This is a genomic window from Marinibactrum halimedae (assembly GCF_021234875.1).
Taxonomy (GTDB): domain Bacteria; phylum Pseudomonadota; class Gammaproteobacteria; order Pseudomonadales; family Cellvibrionaceae; genus Marinibactrum; species Marinibactrum halimedae.
The window spans coordinates 29,086-52,362 of the sequence record NZ_JAJQVM010000010.1; the positions used below are offsets into that span (position 1 = coordinate 29,086).

Below are 23,277 nucleotides of genomic sequence, written 5' to 3' on the forward strand. Positions count from 1 at the left end.
GGAGCCTGTGATAAAATTAGAAAAGGGATACTGTTATTCGTGCGCTTGTTCCATCAGTAAGTCGCATAAGGGGTTTCACTGCCTCGTTTGTAATACACACTACGATAAACGTCCGATAGCGCAGGGTTAGCGCCATCACTTTGCTTATCGCTAGCTTTACTGCTTTCCGAATGCAGCTCCGAACCTTGCCACAATTCATGAATGCGTTGTTGCACACTCTTACCTTCGCCTGTGTTTGCGCTCACATCAAAGCGTTGGTGATTCGCCATATGGCTAATCAGTAAATCGATGTCGGATAACACCAGCTTTTGCTCATTCACAATCACTTCTTCGACTTGTTTGTCTGCGGTTTCTGAAGCGTAATCTTCGATAATGATTTGAGCATCTTCACCGCTGGTATTTTTCATACTGATGTGCAAATCGTCTGTTTCATTATTTAGCTCAAACCAAATATCAGATACATCATGGTTTAAAGCGAAGCGAGTGTTAATGTTAAGTGTGTCGTAACCATCAGTTTCTACCAAGGTGACCGTTTCGCCTGCACTAAGGGTTACAAAATAATCGTCGTTGCCAATGCCGCCATGCAGTTGGGCCTTGGTAAAATCTTTCTTTTTGGTATGACTAATTAAAGTGTCGTTGCCTACACCACCTTTTAAAATAAATACTTCTTTGCCCAGAGTAAGTTTGTCGTCAAACTGTGATCCGATTACCTCTTCAAATCCTGAGACTTGCTTTTTTCCAGCACTATTAACATGGAACCTTATTCCATTGAATTGCAATCCATTAAAATCAGCCTCTATGCTCCATTCCATCTCCTCAAAAGAAAGCACGTCATGGTCGTTTCCACCGTGATAACTTTCTAAACCTGTCGATGCGTAGACTAAGTCGTTGCCATCGGCCCCGAAAATGTTGTCATCGCCGGCGCCCCCATTCATTATGTCTCGGCCTGAGCCTCCTTGTAGGCTGTCATTGCCGCCATAACCGATGAGAATATTGGTATCATCTACACCATGACCGGCGCGCAGGGTATCACCACTATCGCTCCCGATTAGTACGTCAGAACCCGCTTCACCATTCAACTCACCCTTACCGTAAATCTCATCATCACCGTTGCCACCACTAAGAATATTGGTGCCTTGATAGTCCACTAACAAGTCGTTTCCTCCCCCCCCTTGTAAGTGGTCATCACCTTCTTCCCCATGCAGTTCATCATGCCCCTCACCACCGTAGATCATGTCACGCCCATCGCCGCCATAAATGTTGTCATCACCGCTAGCACCGCGAAGTATATGAGTTACACCACTTTGCTGTTGCTCAACGTCAATGATGACATCATGTCCTTGAAGCGCATCGAATTCCGCAGTTATATTATCCACATTAGTGAAATTCCGATCACTAAGTCGAATAAAATCATCGACTTCTGTTTGCTCAACATAGAGTGCTCGCGCCAATAGAGTTTCGCTGTCCCAGTAAATTTCCCCGAACCGTAAATGCGTGCGTTGATTCGTTAGATTGGCAAAATACCCCGTTAAAATAATGGTTAAAGTAGCCTCACCGTTTTCATCCACAGGAGATTGAATGAACAGATTGTCTTCCTGACGCATAAAGACGACATCAGACGAGGTAAAATCAAACGGTGTGGTTATGGTGTTTAAGGTAAACTCTTCAGCATAGGCATTGATTACTTTGACACCCGTGGCGTTACTAAGGTCGATGTGGTCATAGCCCTGCCCAGTCATAATTAAATCGTCACCACCTTTGATAATAAATTCATCATCACCGTCTCCGCCAAGCAAGGTATTATCGCCGTCACTGTCAATTAGCATATCGTCTCCGCCTCCCGCATCAATGACATCACCACCTTGCCATACACCCTCTTCGTCTTGATAGGTTTGCGCGGTAATGCTGTCATCACCATCCCCGGTAAAGATCCAGGCGGTATCTTTGGGGCCAATCAATTCATCATTTTGTTGGGTGCCCGTTAACACGCCTTCAGTAATATAGGGGGTACCGTTTTCATCAATTTCTAATCCCCAAACTACCCCTTCCGCATCCATCAAGGAAATATGACGATACTCTTGGCCCACCATGAAGTCTTTAATGCGGACTGTTGCTGCACGGCTTTCATCTGGTTTGTAATAGAGTACGATATCGTTACCATCTTGGCGTAGGCCAATGTCTTCCCGTTTAGCGCCATAAATCAGGTAATCTTCTCCGAATTTTTTAACTTGATTACCATCAGCATCTAATAGTGGATCACCATTTTCATCCAACTGAACAATTCCAGACTCGACATTACGAATAATTTTTTCGCCCGTATCGGTCACATTGAAATTCTCTGGTATCAGGCTCAGGTCGTTAATTTCTTCCATGTCCAGTGCAACCACATACACATCATCACCACCGGCGCCGGTGAGGTCATCATTACCAGCATAACCCCGAACTACATCGCTGCCACTGGTACCTAATACAAGATCATCATGCGATGAACCTTCTGCGATAAGATGCATATTATCCGGAAGCGTTTGTACGATGGTGGTCGCACCATTTTTTGTAAGTGTGCCACTGACCGCATCAATACTTATTTGCACACCACCTGCGACGAATTCCGCATCAAGGGTTTGATCAGCCGCCGAGATATAACGAGCGGCAAACTCAGCTTTAAATTCGGAGATATCGTTGAGGTCGCTATTAAATTGAGGGATCAGATAGAACCCATCTTTGGTGGTCAGAGTGAAGTTGATGTCATTACGACTAAGGTCAGCAGCGTAAACACTTTTGAGAATCAGTGTGGTAACACCTGCGTCGCCATTTTGAAGAGAGATGTGAATATCGTAATCACCGGAATCGGATTGTACGAGTTTTGTTTGTTCTATTTGCTCAAGTAAATAATCCAATACCACACCATTTGACTCTTCCTTCGCCGCAAACTCGGTAATTTCAATACTGCCAGTCGTGGCCTCTCGACGGCGGATAAAATAGGTATCGTTACCTTTTCCTCCGTCAACCTTATCTCCGTGGTAAAGGCTAATAAGATCATCGCCTTCGCCCCCATCGATAATGTCGTTGCCACCTCGCCCATCAATGACATTGGCCGCACCATTTCCGATAATAGTGTCTTGGGCATCCACTGCACCTTGGATGTTTTCTATCCCAACAATATATACAATTTGGTCAGCCACATAGGATTCTTTAGCTGTTCCAAACAAGTGGTTTCCGAAGTGCTCTCCAACGTCGTTTAATTCAATATGGTTGCCTTGTGATCTTGTGCCTTCTACGATCAAGGTATCGTTTCCGTCTTTTCCATCGAAGATACTGGTTTGTCCGGTAAAAACGGGGGCATCTAGCTCTTTGTTGTAAAGCATAAATGCATCATCTTTATTTCCACCTACTACAAACTTCTGACCCGTACCATAAATGGTAAATACCGATTTATATTCAAGCTGAGCAAAAAATCTGTCGTTGCCCTCGCCCATGTTGTAGAGCATAAAATCTTTATCCACATCAAAGTCGTTGCGAATAATACTGCCCCATGTTCCTTCACGTCGGTGGGTTAAGCTACTTAAATCCAATCCCGACAGGTCATATCCGTTTTCGGTAATGATATCGTTGTAATTGGTAAGATAAGGCAGTGCATCAACCGAACCTTGATTGCTGTAATGATAGTAGTCGTGCGCATCTTCGATTTCGCCGTCTTGGATAAAATAAAAACCAGCTTCATCATCATCGACATTGGCCACCACAAACGTATGGTTGGAGTCAATATTCTGTTGTGCCCATTGACGAACCTGCTCCTTAGCCGTCTCGGTTTCTGAGCCTTGGCGAAGACCTTCTGTTTCAAAGGGTAAGTGATCTATATTTACCTTATGAGGCACACCACCGGCGATACTATTAGGCGGGGCATCGGGAAATTCCGTTAAGGTAATCTTTTGATAATCCCTGTGGTCAAGCTTCACGCCATTGGTGTAGGTGAATACCACACCGCCCAACCGACCGTTTTCGCTTTCATTGTCTTGCGCCAACATGTTCAGATTGCTGATTTCAAGACTGTCATAGAGGGGCTGATTCGCTTGTGCTTCAGCTTCTGGCAAATAGGAATTTTTGATCCTCTGCATGGTGGCTTCGCTTGGCCCTAGCCCAAAGAAGCCTCGAAATCCTTCTTTAATTTTTTGTCCCACGTCGAGGCTTACGCGTTCTTTGATGTCTTGAACTGCTCTGACACCGGAATATATCCCCCCACCAATCAATAAAGCCGCCCCTAGCACCGCTCCTACGCCTGAGGCTAAGGCCACACCGGCACCGGCAATAATCGCCACCCCCACTGCAATACTTAGTGCTGCTCCGGCTACCGACAATGACCCAGAAACAATCAGGTCTTGTCTTTGATTACTGGTTAGGTCGTCATTGTCCAGTTGCTTAAATGCTGTCACGGCACCATAGATATCTAGCGGTGCGGATAAAATACTCAGTAGCGCCCCGCCTTTGGATAACAGTTTGCCCACATTTCTGGATAGCCATTTTCCGCCTTTGGCAACATCTGTGGTCTTTCCAGCGATGTGCGTACCTAATTTTGACAGGCCGCCTTCTATCACCGGAGAAGCTAATTCGACTCCTAGCCCTGCGCCTAAAATAGCGATGTCCCGCTCCTCAGCTTTTCCTATGCGCTCGCCATTTTGCTTACGCCGGGCATAATTCACGAATGCCATCACAGACTGAATTGAGCCAAGACCGAAAGACAACTTGTCTAGCCGGTCTATGGTGCCGGCAAAACGCCCTCTGTCGCTAACAAGGTTATTTGTTTGTAATGCATTACCAGTAATACTCGACCAAAGCTTGTTGCTAATTGCACCATCTGCGCTGACATTCTTATCTACGAGTTTTAGTAGCCTGTATCCCTCAAACGTTCCTTCACCGGAAAGCACACCTTGATAGTTTTGGTCGCTTATTTGCTGTTTTAGTAATTTAACCGCCTTAGCTTGTTCTGTACGCGTATGCATTCTTCCATCTGGACGAGCTAAATAATCAGCAAGTATTTGTGGGTTGTAGCGAATATGGTCGGGGCTTAACTGACTATCAACGCTAATTCGCTCACCATCTATTATGGCTCCCATGTCATAGAGAGTCTCAAGAGAGATTTCTACCCCCGCTATAGTCAGGCTGGTTTGAGCAGAGGCAAGTATCTCTCGGTCAGTTTGGACGGTGGAGACGATGTTTTGCAGAGAGCGGTAGTCTGAGTTGTCAGCAAGTGCGCTTGGGTCAAATTCAATTGCACTGAACTGATAACGATCGCCCTGGCTTTGAAGTCCATAGTGATCTGCCAGTATGCCATCCCAAACGCCAGATGTACTGCGTAAGCTAAGGTAATTCTCAATCTCATTTTTTAAAGCGGTGATATCTTTGTTTGTGCTGACCAGGTTTTTCTCGATTGAAGGATCAAGAAAAAAATAGTTCGAAGTCGCATTCCCTTGCGAATCTACTGAAACCTTTTTGCCCACGGCAAACATGTGGTCACCAGAAATTAACTGAAAATAACTGTCGCCGGTTTTATTTTGCAATGCTGAAAGGGTATCGTCCAAACTCATAATTTGGCCCTCCCCCAACAAGCCCGAAGCCCTTGCTATACCCTCGAGGTGCTCATGAAAGGCAGTGATCTGTAGCGCCTCTCGCTGAGAAGTCAATCCATACTGTTGAAGATTGACTACCATCTGGTCAACCTTAGTATTTGCCAATGCCATAGAAGTGGAAAACATCAGGTTGTTTCCACCGTAAATCAAAGCTAATTTGGCAAGTTCTATTGAGGACGTTTTTGAATGCCTTGGTCGCGTAAACGACTGAGAATCTTGGTCAACAATGACATTATTAAAAATAGGAAGATCAGTTTCCGACTGTGTGGATTGGGCATTACTATTTTGAGCGATCATTTCGTTTATCGTCCGCTCAAAAACAATAGTTTTTCGAGCCCTATTTATCGCCTCTCTTGGTGTAATCCCTTGAATATCATTGGGGTCGAGGGAATTGAACAAGATCAGATCACGCTGAAATTGCCTATATGAACTTGGATTGCGAACAACATGCCTAACCTTTTTCTTATCCACTTTTCCATCTGCACTTGGAAAAAAACCGTACAAAATTTGTTCCTGAGCAGAAGTCATGGTGACATAACTAAGTTTTCGAGTGCGCAACTTATCGATAATGGACATTATTTCATTTTCAGAACCCGATCCCTTCGTTACTGCGGCTATATCAGCTTCAGAGACAGCTTCCAGAGCATCTATACGAGCCAAATGTTCTAAAGACAGGTCACGAGTCAGTTCAAATACAGTTTGATCCGTATCACCAAACAAAAACTTATCAAAATCAGTATTACCTTCCTGTGAAGAAAGTTCGTTAAGGATGTCCTGAGGTACCCGAACTAAATTTCCTTGGCTATTTTCGGCTAAGACTACGCCATTTTGTTTCATTAACGTTTTTTTGCGATTTAATCCCGTATTGTTCCCGTCGTTATTTACTGCTTGATATAAAGATGCTAATTTAGTACCAAGCTCTCCACTAAATTTATTGTAAAGCTGCAGCAGTGCGGGCTTCCTTGTTGTGTCAGATTCATGTTCGATAAATTTATAGAGATTTTTTAAAATTGACTCTTTAAAATCTTGTTCGGAAGTGCTGTCACCAACAGCAGTAACTTCTCCATATATAGAACTCGCAAAACTATTGGTAAGCGCTTGGGCCTCAGCATTATTTAAATACGCGAGTGATGCCTGATAAAACCTCTCAAGTAGACCCTGTGGTTGATGCAGCTTGTGCATTAACGAGTCAACTTTAGCCATTTGACTTAATCTGCTCAGCTCTTTTGCATAAGAATCCGAATCTCGAACTACGGTTTGTGGCTCTAAATTGTCATCACGTGGGCCAATTATTTCAGTCAATGGGGCATCGCCCGCGCTGTCGGAGAGACTGTCAGTGTTGTTATCACTGAACAAGTGGCCAGTGGTTTTTGCCTGGTTGTAGACTGCACTGTTTTCACCATAGCTAAGGCTTATACTGCCTAGACTTCGCGACAATGAGCGAGTGGCCTCTGTTTTAGTTTTATACAACAAACTGAAAGCAAACTTGGTATTACGAGAGCGAGACTCTGAAGCAGAAATACCATTTACCTGAAAGTTGTTGCCGTCTTTAAATAAATTTTTAATTTGATTATGAACATTTGACTGAGACTGACTCATGTCAATACTCTTTAACGCTTTATCGTTCATTTGCACACTGATACTGACTGAACGGCCACGATCAGGTCCGTGCTTCGTCCACAAACTGTCATCTGTCAAACGCTCTCTAAGTGCATCAGAATATACTTTTGTTTGTCTTCTTTTAATTACATTGCTGTCTGAAGAAGATTGGGGGAGCGCTCCGAAGATTAAAACATCCAAATCAGACAACGTATTAAAAAATTTATGTTTATCTGAATTACCACCGCCTTCGTTCGGATGAGCAGGATTTCCACCGTTCATAAACTCTTTCATGCTATCCAGTGACAACAGCAGTTTATTTGCTCTTCTACGTTCGCTGTTGCTGAGCGTTAAACTATCAATATGAGCTTTTAGATCACCAAGGTCGGTATTAATTTGCACACGGTTTTCTTTGGTTGTAAAACTCACTAACTGAACCAAGTCTTCACGAAGTGCTTGTCGTTGAGCATCGCTAAGAGGTTTAGCCCCTTTGCCCTCAAGAAGCTCTTTGATTAGCGGAATTTCCAATAATCGGTAATCACGCTCAGCGGATACAGACCAACTAACTTTGTTGAGTTCACCTTTTTCTGCATCAATTCGATAGAAATTATGATCCGGCCTGAGACTGTCACGTTTTAAACGTTTTTGTTCATCGCTGTCCCATCCCTCTTGAATAAGATTTGCCGCCCCTTTGGTATATACAGGAAAACCCATATTTACTGTGCGGCGCTCTTCTGAACCGTCGCTGTTTTCCTTTGCGTTAATGTCGTTTTCAATTGGTGTTACGAATTCAGGCCCGTAGTTTGCCCGCCAACGGTTGGTAAATCCGAGTCGAGCTGCGAAGTTGTAACTGCGTTTGGTGAAAAACCCCTGGTATTGTTTGGTTTTTTTGGCATTTGCATTGTTTGTATCGAAGCTTGACGCTTTTTCTGAGCTATACAAAGTGATACTTGCTTCAGCCCCTAACCCCGGTAAAAAACCATATACAGAGCCGCTAACTAGACGAGCACCTTCTTCGTTTTCTACTTTAGAGTGACCTTTGTAGGGGAGCAACGAAGCTTCGATAGACGCATCTAATGTGACTTTTAAAACATTCTTATGTTCGCCACTCACACCACCATTTGCCTGATCTAACAATGATTCAGGTTTGAGTGATTGATTGAAAAACCTATCAAAAAAGGTATCTGTTGAATTGGCCTCCAGGCTTTCGGCACCGATGGTCATATTTAGACCGTCACGCAGTTTTCTGTCTCTTGTGTAGTCGATAGATAAATCAAACTCAGGGTAAATCTCAACATCGCCAATTTTATTCAATAACGTCGCATCGGTGTATACATCTACACCTAATTCCAACACATGAGATTTGTCGCGACCCATACTGACCTCAACATTACCGTCAGCAATCTTTTTAAAGCTAATTGAATAGTTATAATTTACTCCACCACCGGCATAAGCGGTGCCGCCGAAAAAGGTGTCGGCCGGGTTTAGAAAAGTGGTGCCGAAATTTGTTTTTACCTCTCCACCGTGATACCAGCCCGAAGAAATGGTAATAGTATCACCGGTTTTCATTCCTCGCAGTTTAGTTTTAAGGTCATCAGCATTGGAGATATTATAAGCTTTAAACTGCCTGCTTACTCTGTGATAAGGGTTTTGGATAACTGTCTGAAAATAATCAAATCCACGCACAATATGCCCGGTTGACTCTAATCTGTGCATCCCGCTTTTGCGTGTAAGTGCAATCAGGCTATCTTTTCGGTCTTTTAATAGTTGGTCAATGTTTTTATTTCGCTCTCCGTCAGGCAGATTTTGATTGTTGAGCAGATCAGACACCTGTGCGGATGTAGCTAAATCCTGTGTAATTTGCGCAAATATTGCACCATATTCGTTCAGTGCAGTCGGATTGGCAAAGACACCTTTATTAATTAATTTTTCGTTAATCTTTCGTGTGATTTCATGATTTTCACCAAACAGTGTCTTGGCGTAATCGTGAATTAATGGTACTAAATCTTGTCTAGCGCTTTTAGACAGATGGCGGTCTCTGTATGTGGCCATCGACTGTTTCAATGAAGAGTTATTCCAACCAGCTTCATCAACACCCAGTTGAGAAATCAGCACATTAAGACTTTTATCTAAATCGGATAACAGCTCATTACCAGATTTATTTAATTCGTTTAACAGTTCAGTTTGGCCAGCCTGATCGGAATTAATTTTGTCAAAAGGTGTAGTGTAAAGAAAATTCTCAGACTGGATAAATTCTTTTTTGGTATCCGTTGGGGCACTGTAAAACTCACTGCCTTTGCCCCAACCAATCCCTTTTCCTGAAGGGCCTTTATAGAAAACGCCGTTGGCAACGTGAGTTCTAAACCACTGTCCAAAGTTCAATCCCGAACCTATAAACTTACCCTTGTGTTTTACTCCAAGGATTTCAGTTTTCCCCTTAAACCGAGGCGCTCTTCCAAGTGCAAGGTTGTCAAAGTCCTCATTGAAATTCGTTGGTCCCTCTGCAACCGCAGCGCCGAAATTAAAAGCTTGCCAGGTATTATTGGTCGGGGTCATCCTTTCGCCGTTTTGGCCCGTCACCATAATGTTGCCAAGTACATTTACCTGTATGGTTTCAAAGTGACGATTACCGGTATCTATTTGTGACCAACTGTCAGTGTTATCAGCTTGCCTGAATAAATTGCCTTTATTATCCAACACCCAAGTAGCGCCTTCAGCATCCACCGCATGGCTTACAATAGTTGTATCAAGACCTATAGCTTTAGGAGGCTCTACGAGCAGTGGCGTCGATACCTCTCGCCACTCACCGGCAAAGGCCATTTTACGTGCATCTCCCTGCAGCGTTTCTACATCAGCTAAGAACACACCTTGCTCAGAGACAGATAGAGAGCTTATTTTACCGGGCCAGCGTTGAAGGGTGTAATCGTAGTAAGTTTGGCCTTCAAACTCGTCCACAAGTCCAACATAGACTTCACCTACGTCTGTAACAATCAAGCGTTCTCCGCTGGCAAGTTGAGCAGACTGGGCGACGTTTACGAACTTACCGTTTTCAACTTCTAGGCTTTCACCAACCGCAAAGGGTTGTTTCCAGGTTTTTGCATTTGTGGTACTGCCGTAATAAGACGAGACCCAAGATTGTTCTGATGAAGGGATTTTTAGCAGTTGATTGTTTTGGTCGATAAAGGTGATAGTACCGTCGGCTGCGACTGAAAAATCACTGATAGTGCCAAGGGTGGTAATGGCTTTGGCTTTCCAGGACTCAAGATTTTCTGATAAAAGATCAGACGCTTGCATGTTACCGTAACGATCTAGCGCGACAATGACATTATCGCCATACAATCCATATAGCTTTCCATCTGCGCCGACTTTGATTTTATTGAGTTCGCTGGGGCCAGCAGATAACCAGTCTTCGATACGTGGGTCCCACACCTGAAGTTCGCCACCACTTAACGAGTATGCAATGCCTTCGGAGGTGAGATGTATTCCGCTTGCCTGACGAAAGTTCGCATTAAAAATACCAGCCGTATCTGTTGCCAAGCCAAGGGTAAAATTGGCAGATTGCGGCTCATAATTTGTATAGTGTGTGTCACCACCCGCGTATTCAAGTAAATTCAGCTGACCGTCGTGCCCAAGGCTAACGGATAAGAACTCTCGCTCAGACAAAGCCGTTAGTGGGCCGACTTGGTTATCGCCATTGCCCACAGGCAGTGCAACTTGCACGAATTCGCCCTTTATCGTTATTCCCCAAATGCCTTCCGCTGTCACCGCGATATCAGAGAGTGACGCATCAGTTAACAATAAAGAACCGGTGAGTGCCCCCTGGAAATGGATAACTCCTTGTGAATCCAAGGCATAGGTAGTCCCTGCATGACGGCCAGCGGCAATCACCACAGCATTGTCTATGTCGAAGTACTCCTCTGTGCGTGTTCCGTTTTCTGCGAATAACGCGACTCCTTTGTTTCCCAAAACTGAGAGCGCCCCCTCGGTACTGTGTTCTAAATTGTCTAGGTCCAGCCCCGGTAATTTCTGCCATTGACCGCTGGTGTTTAGTTCAAATAGCCCACCGTCTTTACTTTTTAATACCTGTCCATTGTCCAGCCTGACAATACCAAAACGTGTATCCAGTTGATGAGGGTCGTTAATCCGGCTTGCGGCGGTAAAGGGGCTAGCGTCGTCTGTTCTATCCTGGGATAGCGAAAACTGACCATTAGCGAGCAGAGTAAGTTTGGCTGGTTGCTTACTGTTAATCACTTCGGGGGCAAACACAGGCTCAGCGGTTTTAACCAAGGTGGTGTGCCCGGTCTCCACCGCAAATCGATACAGATAACCATCAGAATCGAGCATGTTGACCGAGCCGTCTGGCTGAATTTCCATGGCGACATACTGCTGTTCCTGAGCGTGTATCATACTCATGACTGCCACCGACGAGGCCTCGTCTGGTTCGACGTCGCGATTAATGGCGGTGACCTCGATAAATCCTTCTTCGGTCAGCGCCCAGACCATGGCTTCATCATCACCATTGGGAACCAGACCAAACTGATGAATGGGGGCGCTGGTTTGCACTGTGACTCGCGCGGAACCCGGAAATAAAACGATGTAATCCGAAGTACCCGAGTGATATTGGAAATTCATCACTTCGCCATTAACATTCGCCTCTATCGTAACGTAATCAATAGCCGCTACTTGAGATTCAAATGCACCAATATCTCGGCTCGACGTTCCATTCGAATCTGCATCGTAAATTTGCTCACCTCTTTGATCTTCACCCACAACATGTTCAGCCGCATCGAGAGCCGCATTATTGGCGTCACGATTCAGTGCAATGGTTTGAGTGGAGCCACCATTATCAGCAAGCATCCCGCCACCCGTAACAGGATTAATATCCGCAAAAAGTGTTTCCGGTGAAACATCAATGAGGTTGTTATTATCACCAATGTTATTGTATTGGTTAATATTATCGTGAACCTTCGCCTGATTTCCGGAAACGATTGTATTCGTAATTTCAACATCGGTATTTTCACTGTAAATACCTCCACCTTGACCTGTAGCGCTATTTCCAGAAATGGTGGTATTGGAAATACTCAGCTCCCCTGAGTTTTTATTGTGAATTCCCCCAGCCCCGGTAGTGCTTGTATTGTCCGCAATCGTCGAGGTGAATAGGTCAAGACGACTGCGGTTGAAAATACCACCTGCCCAATCAAGAGAGTTATTACGAACAACCGCGCTATTTGAAACAGACAAGTTACCGTTATTTTCAATTCCCCCACCGACTTTTGCGTGATTATTTGAAATCGTTGATTCGGTAATCGTAAGGCTACCTATATTCGCATTTGAAATACCGCCACCATAACCTTCGGTAGAATTGTGCGTAATATGGCTTCCGGTAATTATCGTCTCACCAAAGCTGTAAATACCACCGGAACGCTGTTTCCCGTGGTTCGCTTTTATTGTCGAGTCGATAATATGTAGAACGGAGTTTTCCTTTGTGGAAATACCACCACCACTCACCAATGCATTATTATTACGTATCTCAGAAGCCTGAATCAAAAGACTTCCCGATGCGACGAAAATCCCACCACCATATCTAGCAGTATTTTGAGTGATAACAGTATTTTGAAGCTCTAAATTTTCAGCGCTGTAAATACCACCTCCCGCTTGATTAGCCGCATCGCCGCCAGTAATAATTAATCCTTTAAGTGCAATACTCCGAGTAATAGTACTATCGTTATCGTCGACTTTAAAAACGCGAGATTGCTTCTGCCCGTCAATAATGATATCGGGCATACCATCGCCATTAATATCACCATCAATAACAACATCTCGAGAGATGACTAACTCACCCAAAGTGAGTTTGATTCTTCTTCCAACAATGCCAGGGTCAAACGTAATTGGCCCAATTGCTCTCCCGTCATTAATAGAATTTATTGCTTCACGAAGGCTGATTTTGTCATCATGAGGATCAATGACATCATTGAGTGTGGTCACCACTACTCCTGGCAACCGTTGTTGTTGTGACTCAAAAGCCCCTATATCTTTTTGAACTACACCGTCATCTTTTTGAACTACAGCGTCAACAACGTTATGGCTTCCCGAATACGCACCAATGTTGGTTTCGTTAGGAGCAGAGTTACCTGAGACAATACTATTATGAAGGGTAACCATTCCTTTGATACCCCCACCACTCTGTTTAGCGTTGTTACCTGTGAGTGTGCTGCCAGTAACGATTACATTGGCACCATTTGAACTGATTGCCCCCCCCACATCACCATCATTACCGGAAAATGTAGAATTCAAAATCTGTGTATCTCCAGAAGCTATTAACAGGCCACCTCCACTTCCTTCTGCGGCATTACCATCAAAAGTGCTATCAGAAATTATCAATTCGCCATTACCACTCATCACACCGCCACCGTGAAAGCCGGAACGATTGTTACTCACCGAGGTATGGAGAATGGCTAAATCACCTTCATTGAATATCCCCCCAGCATTACCCAGTGAAACGTTATTTGTGATAACACTATTTTTTATTGTCAGGTTCTCTCTATTCGTAACTCCACCGGCAAAATGTTTAACTTCAGAATTGCTGTGAAAACCACCCGTGATGACCAACCCTTCAAGGACAACGTCTCTTTTTTGATCTCCTTCTCCATCATCAATAAGAAATACTCGGGCATGCCCTCCTGCATCAATGACAATATCGGGAAAGCCATCACCATCAATATCCCCGTTTATCGTAATATCACCGGCCACCAACAGTTGACTAAAAAGCGAAATAGCCCCTCCAGCCAAAGAAGGATCAAATATTATCGTGCTAGGTTCATCAATAAGATGAGCCTGATGAATCGCATCACGCAAAGAAAGCCCCGCATCCTGAATTCCTTCATCTAAGTCATAGGGGTTTTCATCTGCAAGTGTGGTGACAACAAATATTGGCATGGTTCACTTCTCCGATAATTCTTTAAGGACTACTGTAATAAACAAAACAATCTGCAGAGAAACGCCAAAAAAATTGTGAATTTTTAGTGACATGAAAATTCACTCTTTACGGTATATAAAAAATGGAAAAAATTGGCGGGTTCCTTTGAATCATGCGTTTATATGTTTAGATCGGCTGAAAATCGACCTTTAGAGCGTCTCTAAACATGCATGTGCATGAATGAAGTGGCTAATTTTTGTTCGCTACTTTTTGATACGGTCAAAGAAAACAGTTAACTGAAAACCCATAACTTACTGACCAAGCACATGCGTTAATTCCATCATGTGACTAGCTGTAAACCTTTGCCAAAAATTAACAACACAAGATTGCATAACATGTTGACTGTTTTTATCGGTTTTATGAGCGGCTTATTGTGACTAATATTGATACTAAACCAGATGCCGATATTTTAAGCATCGACACGGCTTTAACTGACAAAGACCGTGACTATTATCAATCGATTTATAAATTGCACCACAAAGATCTGTGCAACTTTGTAAGGAGGTTACTCGGTAGCGAAGGTGAGGTAATGGATGTTGTGCAAAGTGTATACGTTAGGCTTGTGAGACAAAATAAACCATATAAACTTGAACAAAACCCAAGGGCATATTTATTCACTATCGCAACTAATTTGGTAAGAGACAATATTCGCCGAGAAAATATGCGCAAAGAAGTGGCCGATGGGCAACGCTATATTGATGAAGAGCTGACGTCAGTATCAAGCAATCCTGAGGAGCACACGCACCTTCATCAACGGTTAAGTTTATTAGAACGTGCAGTGGCTAGATTACCAGAGAAGCAAAGAGATATACTTTTGTTAAACCGAATTCACCACCTAACGTGCCAACAAATAGCCGATAAACGGGGTATTCCACTGAGAAGCGTGCAACGATATCTCAGTGATGCCTTGGTTCGCTGTCAATCATTGGTTTGAACATACTGGAATAACAATAGAAATAATGACAAAAGTATATAGATTATCCAATAAAGAACGGCAAGCCGCACAGTGGTGCATAGAGCTTCAGTCACAACTTGATATGTCAGAAGACAGGCAGGTTGAATTTATTCAGTGGCTAAGGGAAGACCCAATTCACGAAACCTTGCTGAACAAAAGTGAGGCGTGTTTAGCTGAGTTAAGCTGTTTGGATGCCGATAATTTGAATAAAATTGTAGGAGACTCATTCGTTGACAGCTCAACACTCTACAAAAACGCAACGTCCCATAGAAACACAACGTCCTATAGAAACGAATGGACAAGCACTCGAAAAAGCAAGCCTTTTTTTAAATATGCGAGTATTGCAGCGTCTTTTTTAATGATCGCAATATTAACGACGTTGTCTTTCAATTTTGTTACAAACAAAACCATTAACCAACATTATCAAACCTCCACTGGAGAGCAAAAAACCTTTTTATTAGAGGACGAGTCGGTTATCACTCTGAACACACGCTCTGAAATTCACGTTCAATATACTGCTCAAGAACGACGCATTATCATGGTAAGCGGGGAAGTATTCTATGAAGTTGCTCATGACCCCGAACGGTCGTTCATTGTTGACACAGGGGTCGGTGAAGTCACGGCACTTGGAACCAAGTTTAATATTCGACAATATAACGGTAATACCATCGTCACTCTGCTTGACGGATTAGTGGAAGTGGAAACCGATTTACCTGTAGAGGCAAATAGCCGAAGTGGTGTTAAACAGTTGCATCCAGGCGAACAACTCTTATTTTCACAAAATGGTATAACGGCAAAAACGGAAGTGCCCAATGCGACCGATATTGTAGGATGGAAGAATGGTTCACTGAATTTTTCTGACGCGAAGCTGATTGATGTGATTAATGAGGTCAATCGATACACCACCCGTCGTTTAGTGATTGAAGAAAACGGTATTGCGGATGAACACATCAGCGCTTATTTTGATGTCAAAAATGTCGACGCTTTGTTATTTGCTTTGAATGAAGTTTATGGCATTAAACATTATTCTAAATCAGGCCGCGTGTATCTCTACAAACCCAAAGCCTTTGACTAACCGTGAATACAAACTGAACTTATTTACTCAATTGCTGCTGATGTAAATACTGTCGATTTAAATGCTGTTGGTTTAATTACGGTTGGCTTATTACTGTTGGCTGAATCACTTTCCTGCATTGTCTCTTACACATCGTTTTTGTAGTCATTCCATAGTCAATTCTCTGCCATAGTAAAAAATTTGGCGGTTTCTTCATTTTCAAGAGTTTATGTCAGTGACCGGAGGAAGTCATGGTCGAGTAACGTTAATTTTCAACATATTAAATACATGAGGTATCCGTTGTGAAACTCAATAGGCTATTCACAGCCACGATGTTGGTTTCAGCTTGCGCATCACTACCTGCGTATGCACTTGAATACAAAATTCCTGAACAAAACCTAGACAGTGCGCTTAAGAAATTCGCACAACAAGCCAATGTCGATGTTTTTTTCTCCCCCGAATCAACCAAGGGCCTAAAAAATAAAGCTATTGAGGGGGATTACCCTACTACTGTTGAGGCTCTCAAAATACTTCTAGAAGGAACCGGATTAACCTACATTGTAGGTAAAGATGGTGCAATCGCTGTTCGCAAAACCCTTCAAAAAAATAAAGACAAAAACATCACCACAATAGATGACTCACTCAATAATGATACGGTAAGCCAAAACCGGGTTGAAAATATAAGACAAAGGTCGACCACGCCTGGAGTTATTGAAGAAATTGTGGTCACCGTCGGCTCTAGAAATGCGGAAGGCCGCAGCCAAATGGACTCGCCTGTACCGGTCGATCTTATTCCTTTAAACCAACTTCTCTCTAGATCAGGCAATATTGATCTCAATGCGATACTGCATACCTTGTCGCCCTCTTTCAATGCAAATCGACAGCACGGTGCCGATGGCTCCGACCATATAGACCCTGCAAGCTTGAGAGGTTTAGGCCCTGATCAACTGCTTGTTTTGATCAATGGAAAGCGCCGACATAACTCCTCTCTCATCAATATATTTGGCTCTTCCGGTAAAGGCAATGTGGGTACGGACATGAATGCCATTCCCGTGTCTGCGATTAAAAATATCGAAGTATTGCGAGACGGTGCTGCGGCACAATACGGGTCTGATGCCATTGCCGGTGTCATTAATATCGTTTTAAAAGAGGAAGAAGGAACACAATTCTCTTTTCAAACAGGGCAATACGATACCGATTACAATAGCCCTGCTGGCGACTTTTCAGCAACCGATGGCGATACCATTCAACTCTTAGCAAGCCACACCATTGCGTTTGATAACAGCGGATTTTTAAATTTATCTTTTGATTATCAGGATCGGGATAATACCAATCGAACGTACGGCGTTGGTAGCGAGCCTTTACGGTCGATCGGAAGCTCTCAAGTTGAAAACACCAGTGGATTCTTCAATCTTGCATTACCACTCGGAGAAGACTCAGAGTTTTATAGTTTTGGCGGAATATCCAGACGCGAAGGCCTAGCTGGCGCCTTCACTCGTACAGCGGATAGTGCTCGAAATATTGCAAGCATCTACCCTAATGGTTTTGTTCCCAATATTGGTTCAGATATTTTTGATGATTCACTGGCTATTGGTATCAATGGCGGCTGGAAAGGCTGGTCTTACGATATTAGCAACACCTATGGTAAAAACCGTTTTGAGTACACTGTCTCTAACACACTCAATGCCTCATTGGGTGCGTTATCACCCACTGAGTTTGATGCCGGTGGTTTCGAGTTTTCTCAAAATACCATTAATGTAGACTTAAGCCGTCAATACGATGTGTTATATGCATTAAATATTGCGGGTGGTTTTGAATTTCGAAATGAAAACTACCGTATTTTTGCCGGTGAAGAAGGCTCTTTCATTTTAGGAAACGAACCGCCCATCAATGGCAGCCCAAGGCCGGCTGGCTCTCAAGGGTTTCCCGGATTTACGCCTGAGAATGCAACCGACCAAGATCGAGACAGTCAATCTGTTTATTTCGATGCAGAATTAGAGATAAACGACGCCTTAATGTTAGGTGCGGCAATTCGCGCCGAAGACTACAGTGATTTTGGCAATACCGTTAACTACAAATTGGTTGGGCGCTGGTATGTATCTGACAATCTAGCTCTTCGATTCGGTTACAATACTGGCTTTAGGGCACCGTCACTTCACCAACTCTATTTCAATACCACCTTTACTGATGTTGAATTCAATTCTGATACGAACGAATTAGTCACTCAAGATGAACTACTCGCGGCAAATGATAGCGATATTTCCAGAACCATTGGTGTTCCCCAACTCGATGCTGAAAACTCTGACAGTTTCAGTGTGGGTTTTACCTGGAGCCTATTTGATTCTGTGGACATTACCCTAGACGCCTATCGTATAGACATAGAAGATCGTGTGGTTTTGACCAAAGGCATCTCGCAATCTCGTCTTGCCAGTATCAACTCTACAGATGCATTGGCTTTTCTAGAAGCAAACAACATTGCCAGTGTTCAGTTTTTTGTTAATGCCATTGACACAAAAACCCAAGGTATCGACCTCACCATTTCCCATGACACAGAAGTGGGCTTGGCAAATTTATCCACCTTTTTTGGCGTTAATTACAATAACACCAACGTTGTTGGAGAACCCAATACACCTGAAGCCTTCCAAGGCTTAGAAGGGCGATTTCTGGCTAGACGAGAACGGAAATTTATCGAAAGTGGCGCACCCAACTTAAAAGCGTCTTTAAGTTCCATTTACGAATTAAATAACTTTTCTATTGGTTCTCAAATCACGTATTTTGGTGATGTGAATCATGCGGCTTCCAGTGGTAATCCAGAGGATGACCAATTTTATGCGCCCAAAACCACGGTTGATTTGAATTTTTCCTATCACGTCAATGATGCCATCACCTTAACAGCGGGTGCGAATAATATTTTTGACCAATATCCAGATGAACAGAATCCTGATTTAGTCAGTGGCGCTTTATGGCGATCTGTCCAGATGGGCATTAACGGTCGATTCTTATTCTTACGAGCATCAGCGGATTTCTAAATCCTATTTTTATTCATTGGCTGAATTCATTGGCTGACGTTGACATCTGACACTAATTTTTCAGATGTATAGAATACCGTCAGCCAATGGATATTAACATCCCATCGTATGGAGTTTTTATGAAAACATTTGAGGATGTGTTGCAGGCTTATTTAACACGTCGCGGATTTTTAAAAAGTGTCGGTGTCGTCAGTGCCAGCGCATGTGTGAGTCATTGTGGGTATTCAACCCTGGAAAATTCAAGTAGCCTGACCTTCTCGCCAGTCAACCCCACTGCCCACAACCAGCTTCAAGTTGCAAAAGACTACCAAAGCCAAGTTCTTATACGTTGGGGCGATCCTTTATTTAATGAAGCACCTGAATTCGACCCGCTCACTCAAACGGCAGCAAAACAAAAGCAGCAGTTTGGCTACAACAATGATTACGTGGGATTTCTTCCTTTGCCTTTCGGTAGCGAACAGACTGATCACGGCCTATTGATGGTGAATCACGAGTACACCAACCCCGAACTTATGTTTCCCGGATCACCGAGTGATGCGGAATTAACACAAGATCAAACGGATATCGATATCGCAGCTCACGGCCTTAGTATTATCGAAATCAAACGGGAAGGAAACCAATGGGAAGTCGTTAAATCATCCCCTTATAATCGGCGAATCACCCCAGAAACCCCCATGAATCTCACCGGTGCAGCCGCAGGACATGAACGACTCAAAAGCCTTATCTCAAAAGAGGGTGTCGAGACAATCGGCACTTTCTCTAACTGTTCAGGCTGTGTCACTCCTTGGGGAACCCTATTAACAGGGGAAGAAAATGTGGATGAATATTTTCTAGGCGATCACACCCAATTACCTGAAGCGAAAAATTATGAACGCTTTGGCATGTCCGAAAGTCGAAAACACTGGGGGGATTTTTATGATCGCTGGAATTTGGAAAAAAACCCACAAGGGTTACTGCATTCAGGTTGGATCGTTGAGATCGACCCCTACAATCCTCATTCCATCCCGAAAAAGCGTACAGGATTAGGGCGTTTTAAACACGAAGGGGCAAATATTTTTATCAATAAAGACAAGCGTGCTGTGATTTATTGTGGTGATGATCAGCAATTTGAATATATTTATAAATTCGTCAGCAAGGGAAAATACGACGACAGTAATCGCCAAGCCAATATGGACTTATTAACAGAAGGAACTCTGTACGTCGCGCACTTTTTGGATAACGGCACACTAAAGTGGCTACCTTTAATTTATGGCCAGGGCCCACTGAATAAAGACAATGGCTTTGGAAGCCAGGCAGATGTTCTTCTCGACACACGCAGAGCTGCCGATCTTTTAGGAGCGACCCCCATGGATCGCCCAGAAGATGTGGAGGTGAATCCCTCCAACGGTAAAGTTTATGCCATGCTTACCAACAATTCTGGCCGGACTGAACACCAATTGGATGCAGCGAACCCCCGAGCTCACAATCAGCATGGGCAAATCATCGAATTTTGGCCAGAGGATGGAGACCACACAAAGAATGTGTTTCAGTGGGAATTGTTTTTATTAGCCGGCAACCCTGAACAAGACATTACTCTTTACCACCCAGACTTACCTCAAGAGGGGTGGCTATCGTGCCCGGATAATTGCGCTTTTGATCCGCTAGGGAATTTATGGATTGCGACGGACGGCGCGGAAAATGCGGGCATTCCCGAAGGACTTTGGGCCACAGAAGTTTCTGGTAAACATCGTGCACTGACGAAACGCTTTATGGCCATTCCCAAAGGGGCAGAAATGTGTGGCCCATTTTTTACTAAAGATGGAAAAAATCTTTTTTGCTCGGTTCAACACCCCGCAAGCGGATCAACGTATGAAACCCCCAGCACACGCTGGCCAGATTTTTCAAATACACTGCCGCCACGCCCAGCCGTTGTCGTCACTCGTAATAATCATGGCAAACGTATTGGATCGTAGTTGGATACGTAGTTACAAATTAGTTAAATACGTAGTTAAATAAATAGTTAAATACGTAGTTAAATAAATAGTTAAATACGTAGTTAAATAAATAGTTAAATACGTAGTTAAATAAATAGTCCAATACCATGCCATAGTCCTAATTTGATCTAACAGACACGCACTAAATAGCAAACGTCTGTTAGATCAAATTGAAACGTCGGTACTTGAAATGACGGTACTTGAGTGACGACAGATCAGATATGAATGACCACATCCAAACCCCATTCAAACATAATGATCCACAAGACGAGTCGACCGCTGCATCACAGTGGGATTGACCGCAACCTCTTCTCCACCGTCATCAACAAAAGAAGACTGCCCCGAATCTTGAGTGCCACCCGAGCCTTCTTCTTGCCCCGCAAACTGTTCAGCAGACTGATCAGAAACATCCACATCCACTAGGTTTAAGCCTTCTTGCGCAAACATTTCTCGAAGCCTTGCGGCACTTTGATCTAATGCATCACGGACCGTACCAAACTGGCTATTAAAAACGACCTGGGCTTGATCTTGGCTTACCACTACCTTCACTTGTAATGGCCCAAGTTCAGGCGGATCTAGTTGCAATTCCGCTTCAGAAATATTTTGGCTGGCCATCCATAACACTTTCTCGCCTACCGCATCCCCCCACCCCCGTTGTGCAACAGGTGTTTCAACCACCGGTATAGCCGCACCAGACATTCTCTGAAGAGCACTTTGCGGTTGTGATAATGGAGAAGGCTTTTCCCCCCCATTGATCTCCGAGCTATCAAGATTCGTGAGTAACTGACCAAATTCCTGACTCACTAATCCCTCCCGGTTTGACAACATGGATAATTGAGATTGTTCTGCTGACGCCCCTCCCTGAGCTAAAGATGCCTGTAAAGATTGCAGAGTAAGCGCACCGGATTTTGCATTCAGCCCCTCCTCCAGTAAAAGATCGCCCTCCCCCGGCAATAATTCACCTTCTACCGGAATCGATAACTTTGCTAAACGTTGCTCTTGCATCAGGGCTGAGATTGCCGTCTCTTGAGGAGCCTCGATGGATTGCACAATACTATCAACAACCTCTTCCATTGATAGCGGGAAGATTGCCGGGTCAATGCCATGCTCTTCCAATAACGCGGTTGCCTCAGCATTTAAGCCAAACTCTTCCGGCGTTTCTCCTTCATGGGGCTCATGCGACAGCCCCTCAGGCTCTTGAGTCACTGTCTCATTCGAATTTGCCTCTTGCAGGCGACTTTCTTCCGCCAGTGTTTCCTCAAAAGAGGGGCGATCATCGTGATACGCCATATCGTCTTTTGGTTTAACGCTTTTATCATTAGCCGCCCGTGGGCTATTGGCGGCCAACGAAAGAATATTTTGTGCGCTGTTCATATTCGCCTCGTGTCTTCTGTTTCCACTAATGCGATCATGTGATGGTGCTGACTCACCACGAACCATCACATCGTGATGCTGACATTGGAATTCTTTCGTCTTATGCGGCAAGGCCCTGCCGCTAAAAACGATCATCACAAGGGGAGTTGCAACAGCAATGCCAATTACGCAAGCAATGGCATAAGGAGAATAATGTAGAGAAAAATAAAAGCCGCCACTACTCAGTTACGAATACTCAGTTACGAATACTCAGTTACAAGTGCTCAGTTACAAATACTCAGTTGCGAGTAATGACGTTTAAGTCTGATTCAATATTTTGGTATTCTGATTCGATGTTCGCGATCATTTCCGGCGCTGAAGACAAATCTTCGTTCTTGGCCGAGGTTTCCAGCGCCAAACACAGCTCCTGCATATGAGAAGCACCAACATTGCCGCTGCTGCCTTTTAAACTGTGTGCCGCTCGTCTCACGCCATCGCAATTATCCTCTGATAACTCTTGTTTTAATGCGGAGATGCGAGTTTGGCAATCAATACGGTAGGCTTGAATAAGATCGTTGAATTCTTGTCCCATGATCTCTCGTAATGTATCAATAACAGACTCATCCAAACTCGTAAACTGGGTCATTATGCCCTCTCACTTTTCATCTTCGGCGCGTTGCATTGACGCGCAATGGTTATAAACACGTCCCTAAG

At 43.9% G+C, this 23,277-nt stretch carries 7 protein-coding genes; 4 read left to right on the top strand and 3 right to left on the bottom strand.

What is annotated here, in order from left to right; translation table 11 throughout:
- Positions 1-53 precede the first annotated feature (53 nt).
- Complete coding sequence (locus LU351_RS07435) at positions 54-14,159, bottom strand: choice-of-anchor Q domain-containing protein (RefSeq protein ID WP_232593435.1); 14,106 nt, start codon at positions 14,157-14,159, stop codon at positions 54-56.
- A gap of 413 nt (positions 14,160-14,572) precedes the next feature.
- Between LU351_RS07435 and LU351_RS07440 the strand changes: the two genes are divergently transcribed.
- The 4 genes from LU351_RS07440 to LU351_RS07455 all read left to right on the top strand — a co-directional run bounded on the left by LU351_RS07440 (position 14,573) and on the right by LU351_RS07455 (position 21,189).
- Positions 14,573-15,133, top strand: a complete 561-nt coding sequence (locus LU351_RS07440; protein WP_232593436.1) for an RNA polymerase sigma factor — start codon at positions 14,573-14,575, stop codon at positions 15,131-15,133.
- A 25-nt stretch (positions 15,134-15,158) separates the two neighbouring features.
- Positions 15,159-16,229, top strand: a complete 1,071-nt coding sequence (locus LU351_RS07445) for a FecR family protein (RefSeq protein ID WP_232593437.1) — start codon at positions 15,159-15,161, stop codon at positions 16,227-16,229.
- A gap of 281 nt (positions 16,230-16,510) precedes the next feature.
- Positions 16,511-19,237 carry a TonB-dependent receptor gene (locus LU351_RS07450; RefSeq protein ID WP_232593438.1) on the top strand — a complete coding sequence of 909 codons (2,727 nt, stop codon included), beginning with the start codon at positions 16,511-16,513 and terminating at the stop codon, positions 19,235-19,237.
- Positions 19,238-19,356: 119 nt separating this feature from the next.
- Positions 19,357-21,189 carry a PhoX family protein gene (locus tag LU351_RS07455; protein WP_232593439.1) on the top strand — a complete coding sequence of 611 codons (1,833 nt, stop codon included), beginning with the start codon at positions 19,357-19,359 and terminating at the stop codon, positions 21,187-21,189.
- A 267-nt stretch (positions 21,190-21,456) separates the two neighbouring features.
- Here LU351_RS07455 and LU351_RS07460 read toward each other — a convergent pair whose 3' ends face one another.
- Positions 21,457-22,584 (bottom strand): flagellar hook-length control protein FliK, encoded by a 1,128-nt coding sequence (locus LU351_RS07460; RefSeq protein WP_232593440.1) that lies wholly within the window; start codon positions 22,582-22,584, stop codon positions 21,457-21,459.
- 277 nt (positions 22,585-22,861) lie between these two features.
- Positions 22,862-23,209, bottom strand: a complete 348-nt coding sequence (locus LU351_RS07465) for an Hpt domain-containing protein (RefSeq protein WP_232593441.1) — start codon at positions 23,207-23,209, stop codon at positions 22,862-22,864.
- Positions 23,210-23,277 lie beyond the last annotated feature (68 nt).

Excerpts from the sequence above, each read along its gene's own strand:
- LU351_RS07465 (WP_232593441.1), bottom strand. The coding sequence starts at position 23,209 with ATGACCCAGTTTACGAGTTTGGATGAGTCTGTTATTGATACATTACGA.
- LU351_RS07460 (WP_232593440.1), bottom strand. The coding sequence starts at position 22,584 with ATGAACAGCGCACAAAATATTCTTTCGTTGGCCGCCAATAGCCCACGG.
- LU351_RS07445 (WP_232593437.1), top strand. The coding sequence starts at position 15,159 with ATGACAAAAGTATATAGATTATCCAATAAAGAACGGCAAGCCGCACAG.
- LU351_RS07435 (WP_232593435.1), bottom strand. The coding sequence starts at position 14,159 with ATGCCAATATTTGTTGTCACCACACTTGCAGATGAAAACCCCTATGAC.
- LU351_RS07455 (WP_232593439.1), top strand. The coding sequence starts at position 19,357 with ATGAAAACATTTGAGGATGTGTTGCAGGCTTATTTAACACGTCGCGGA.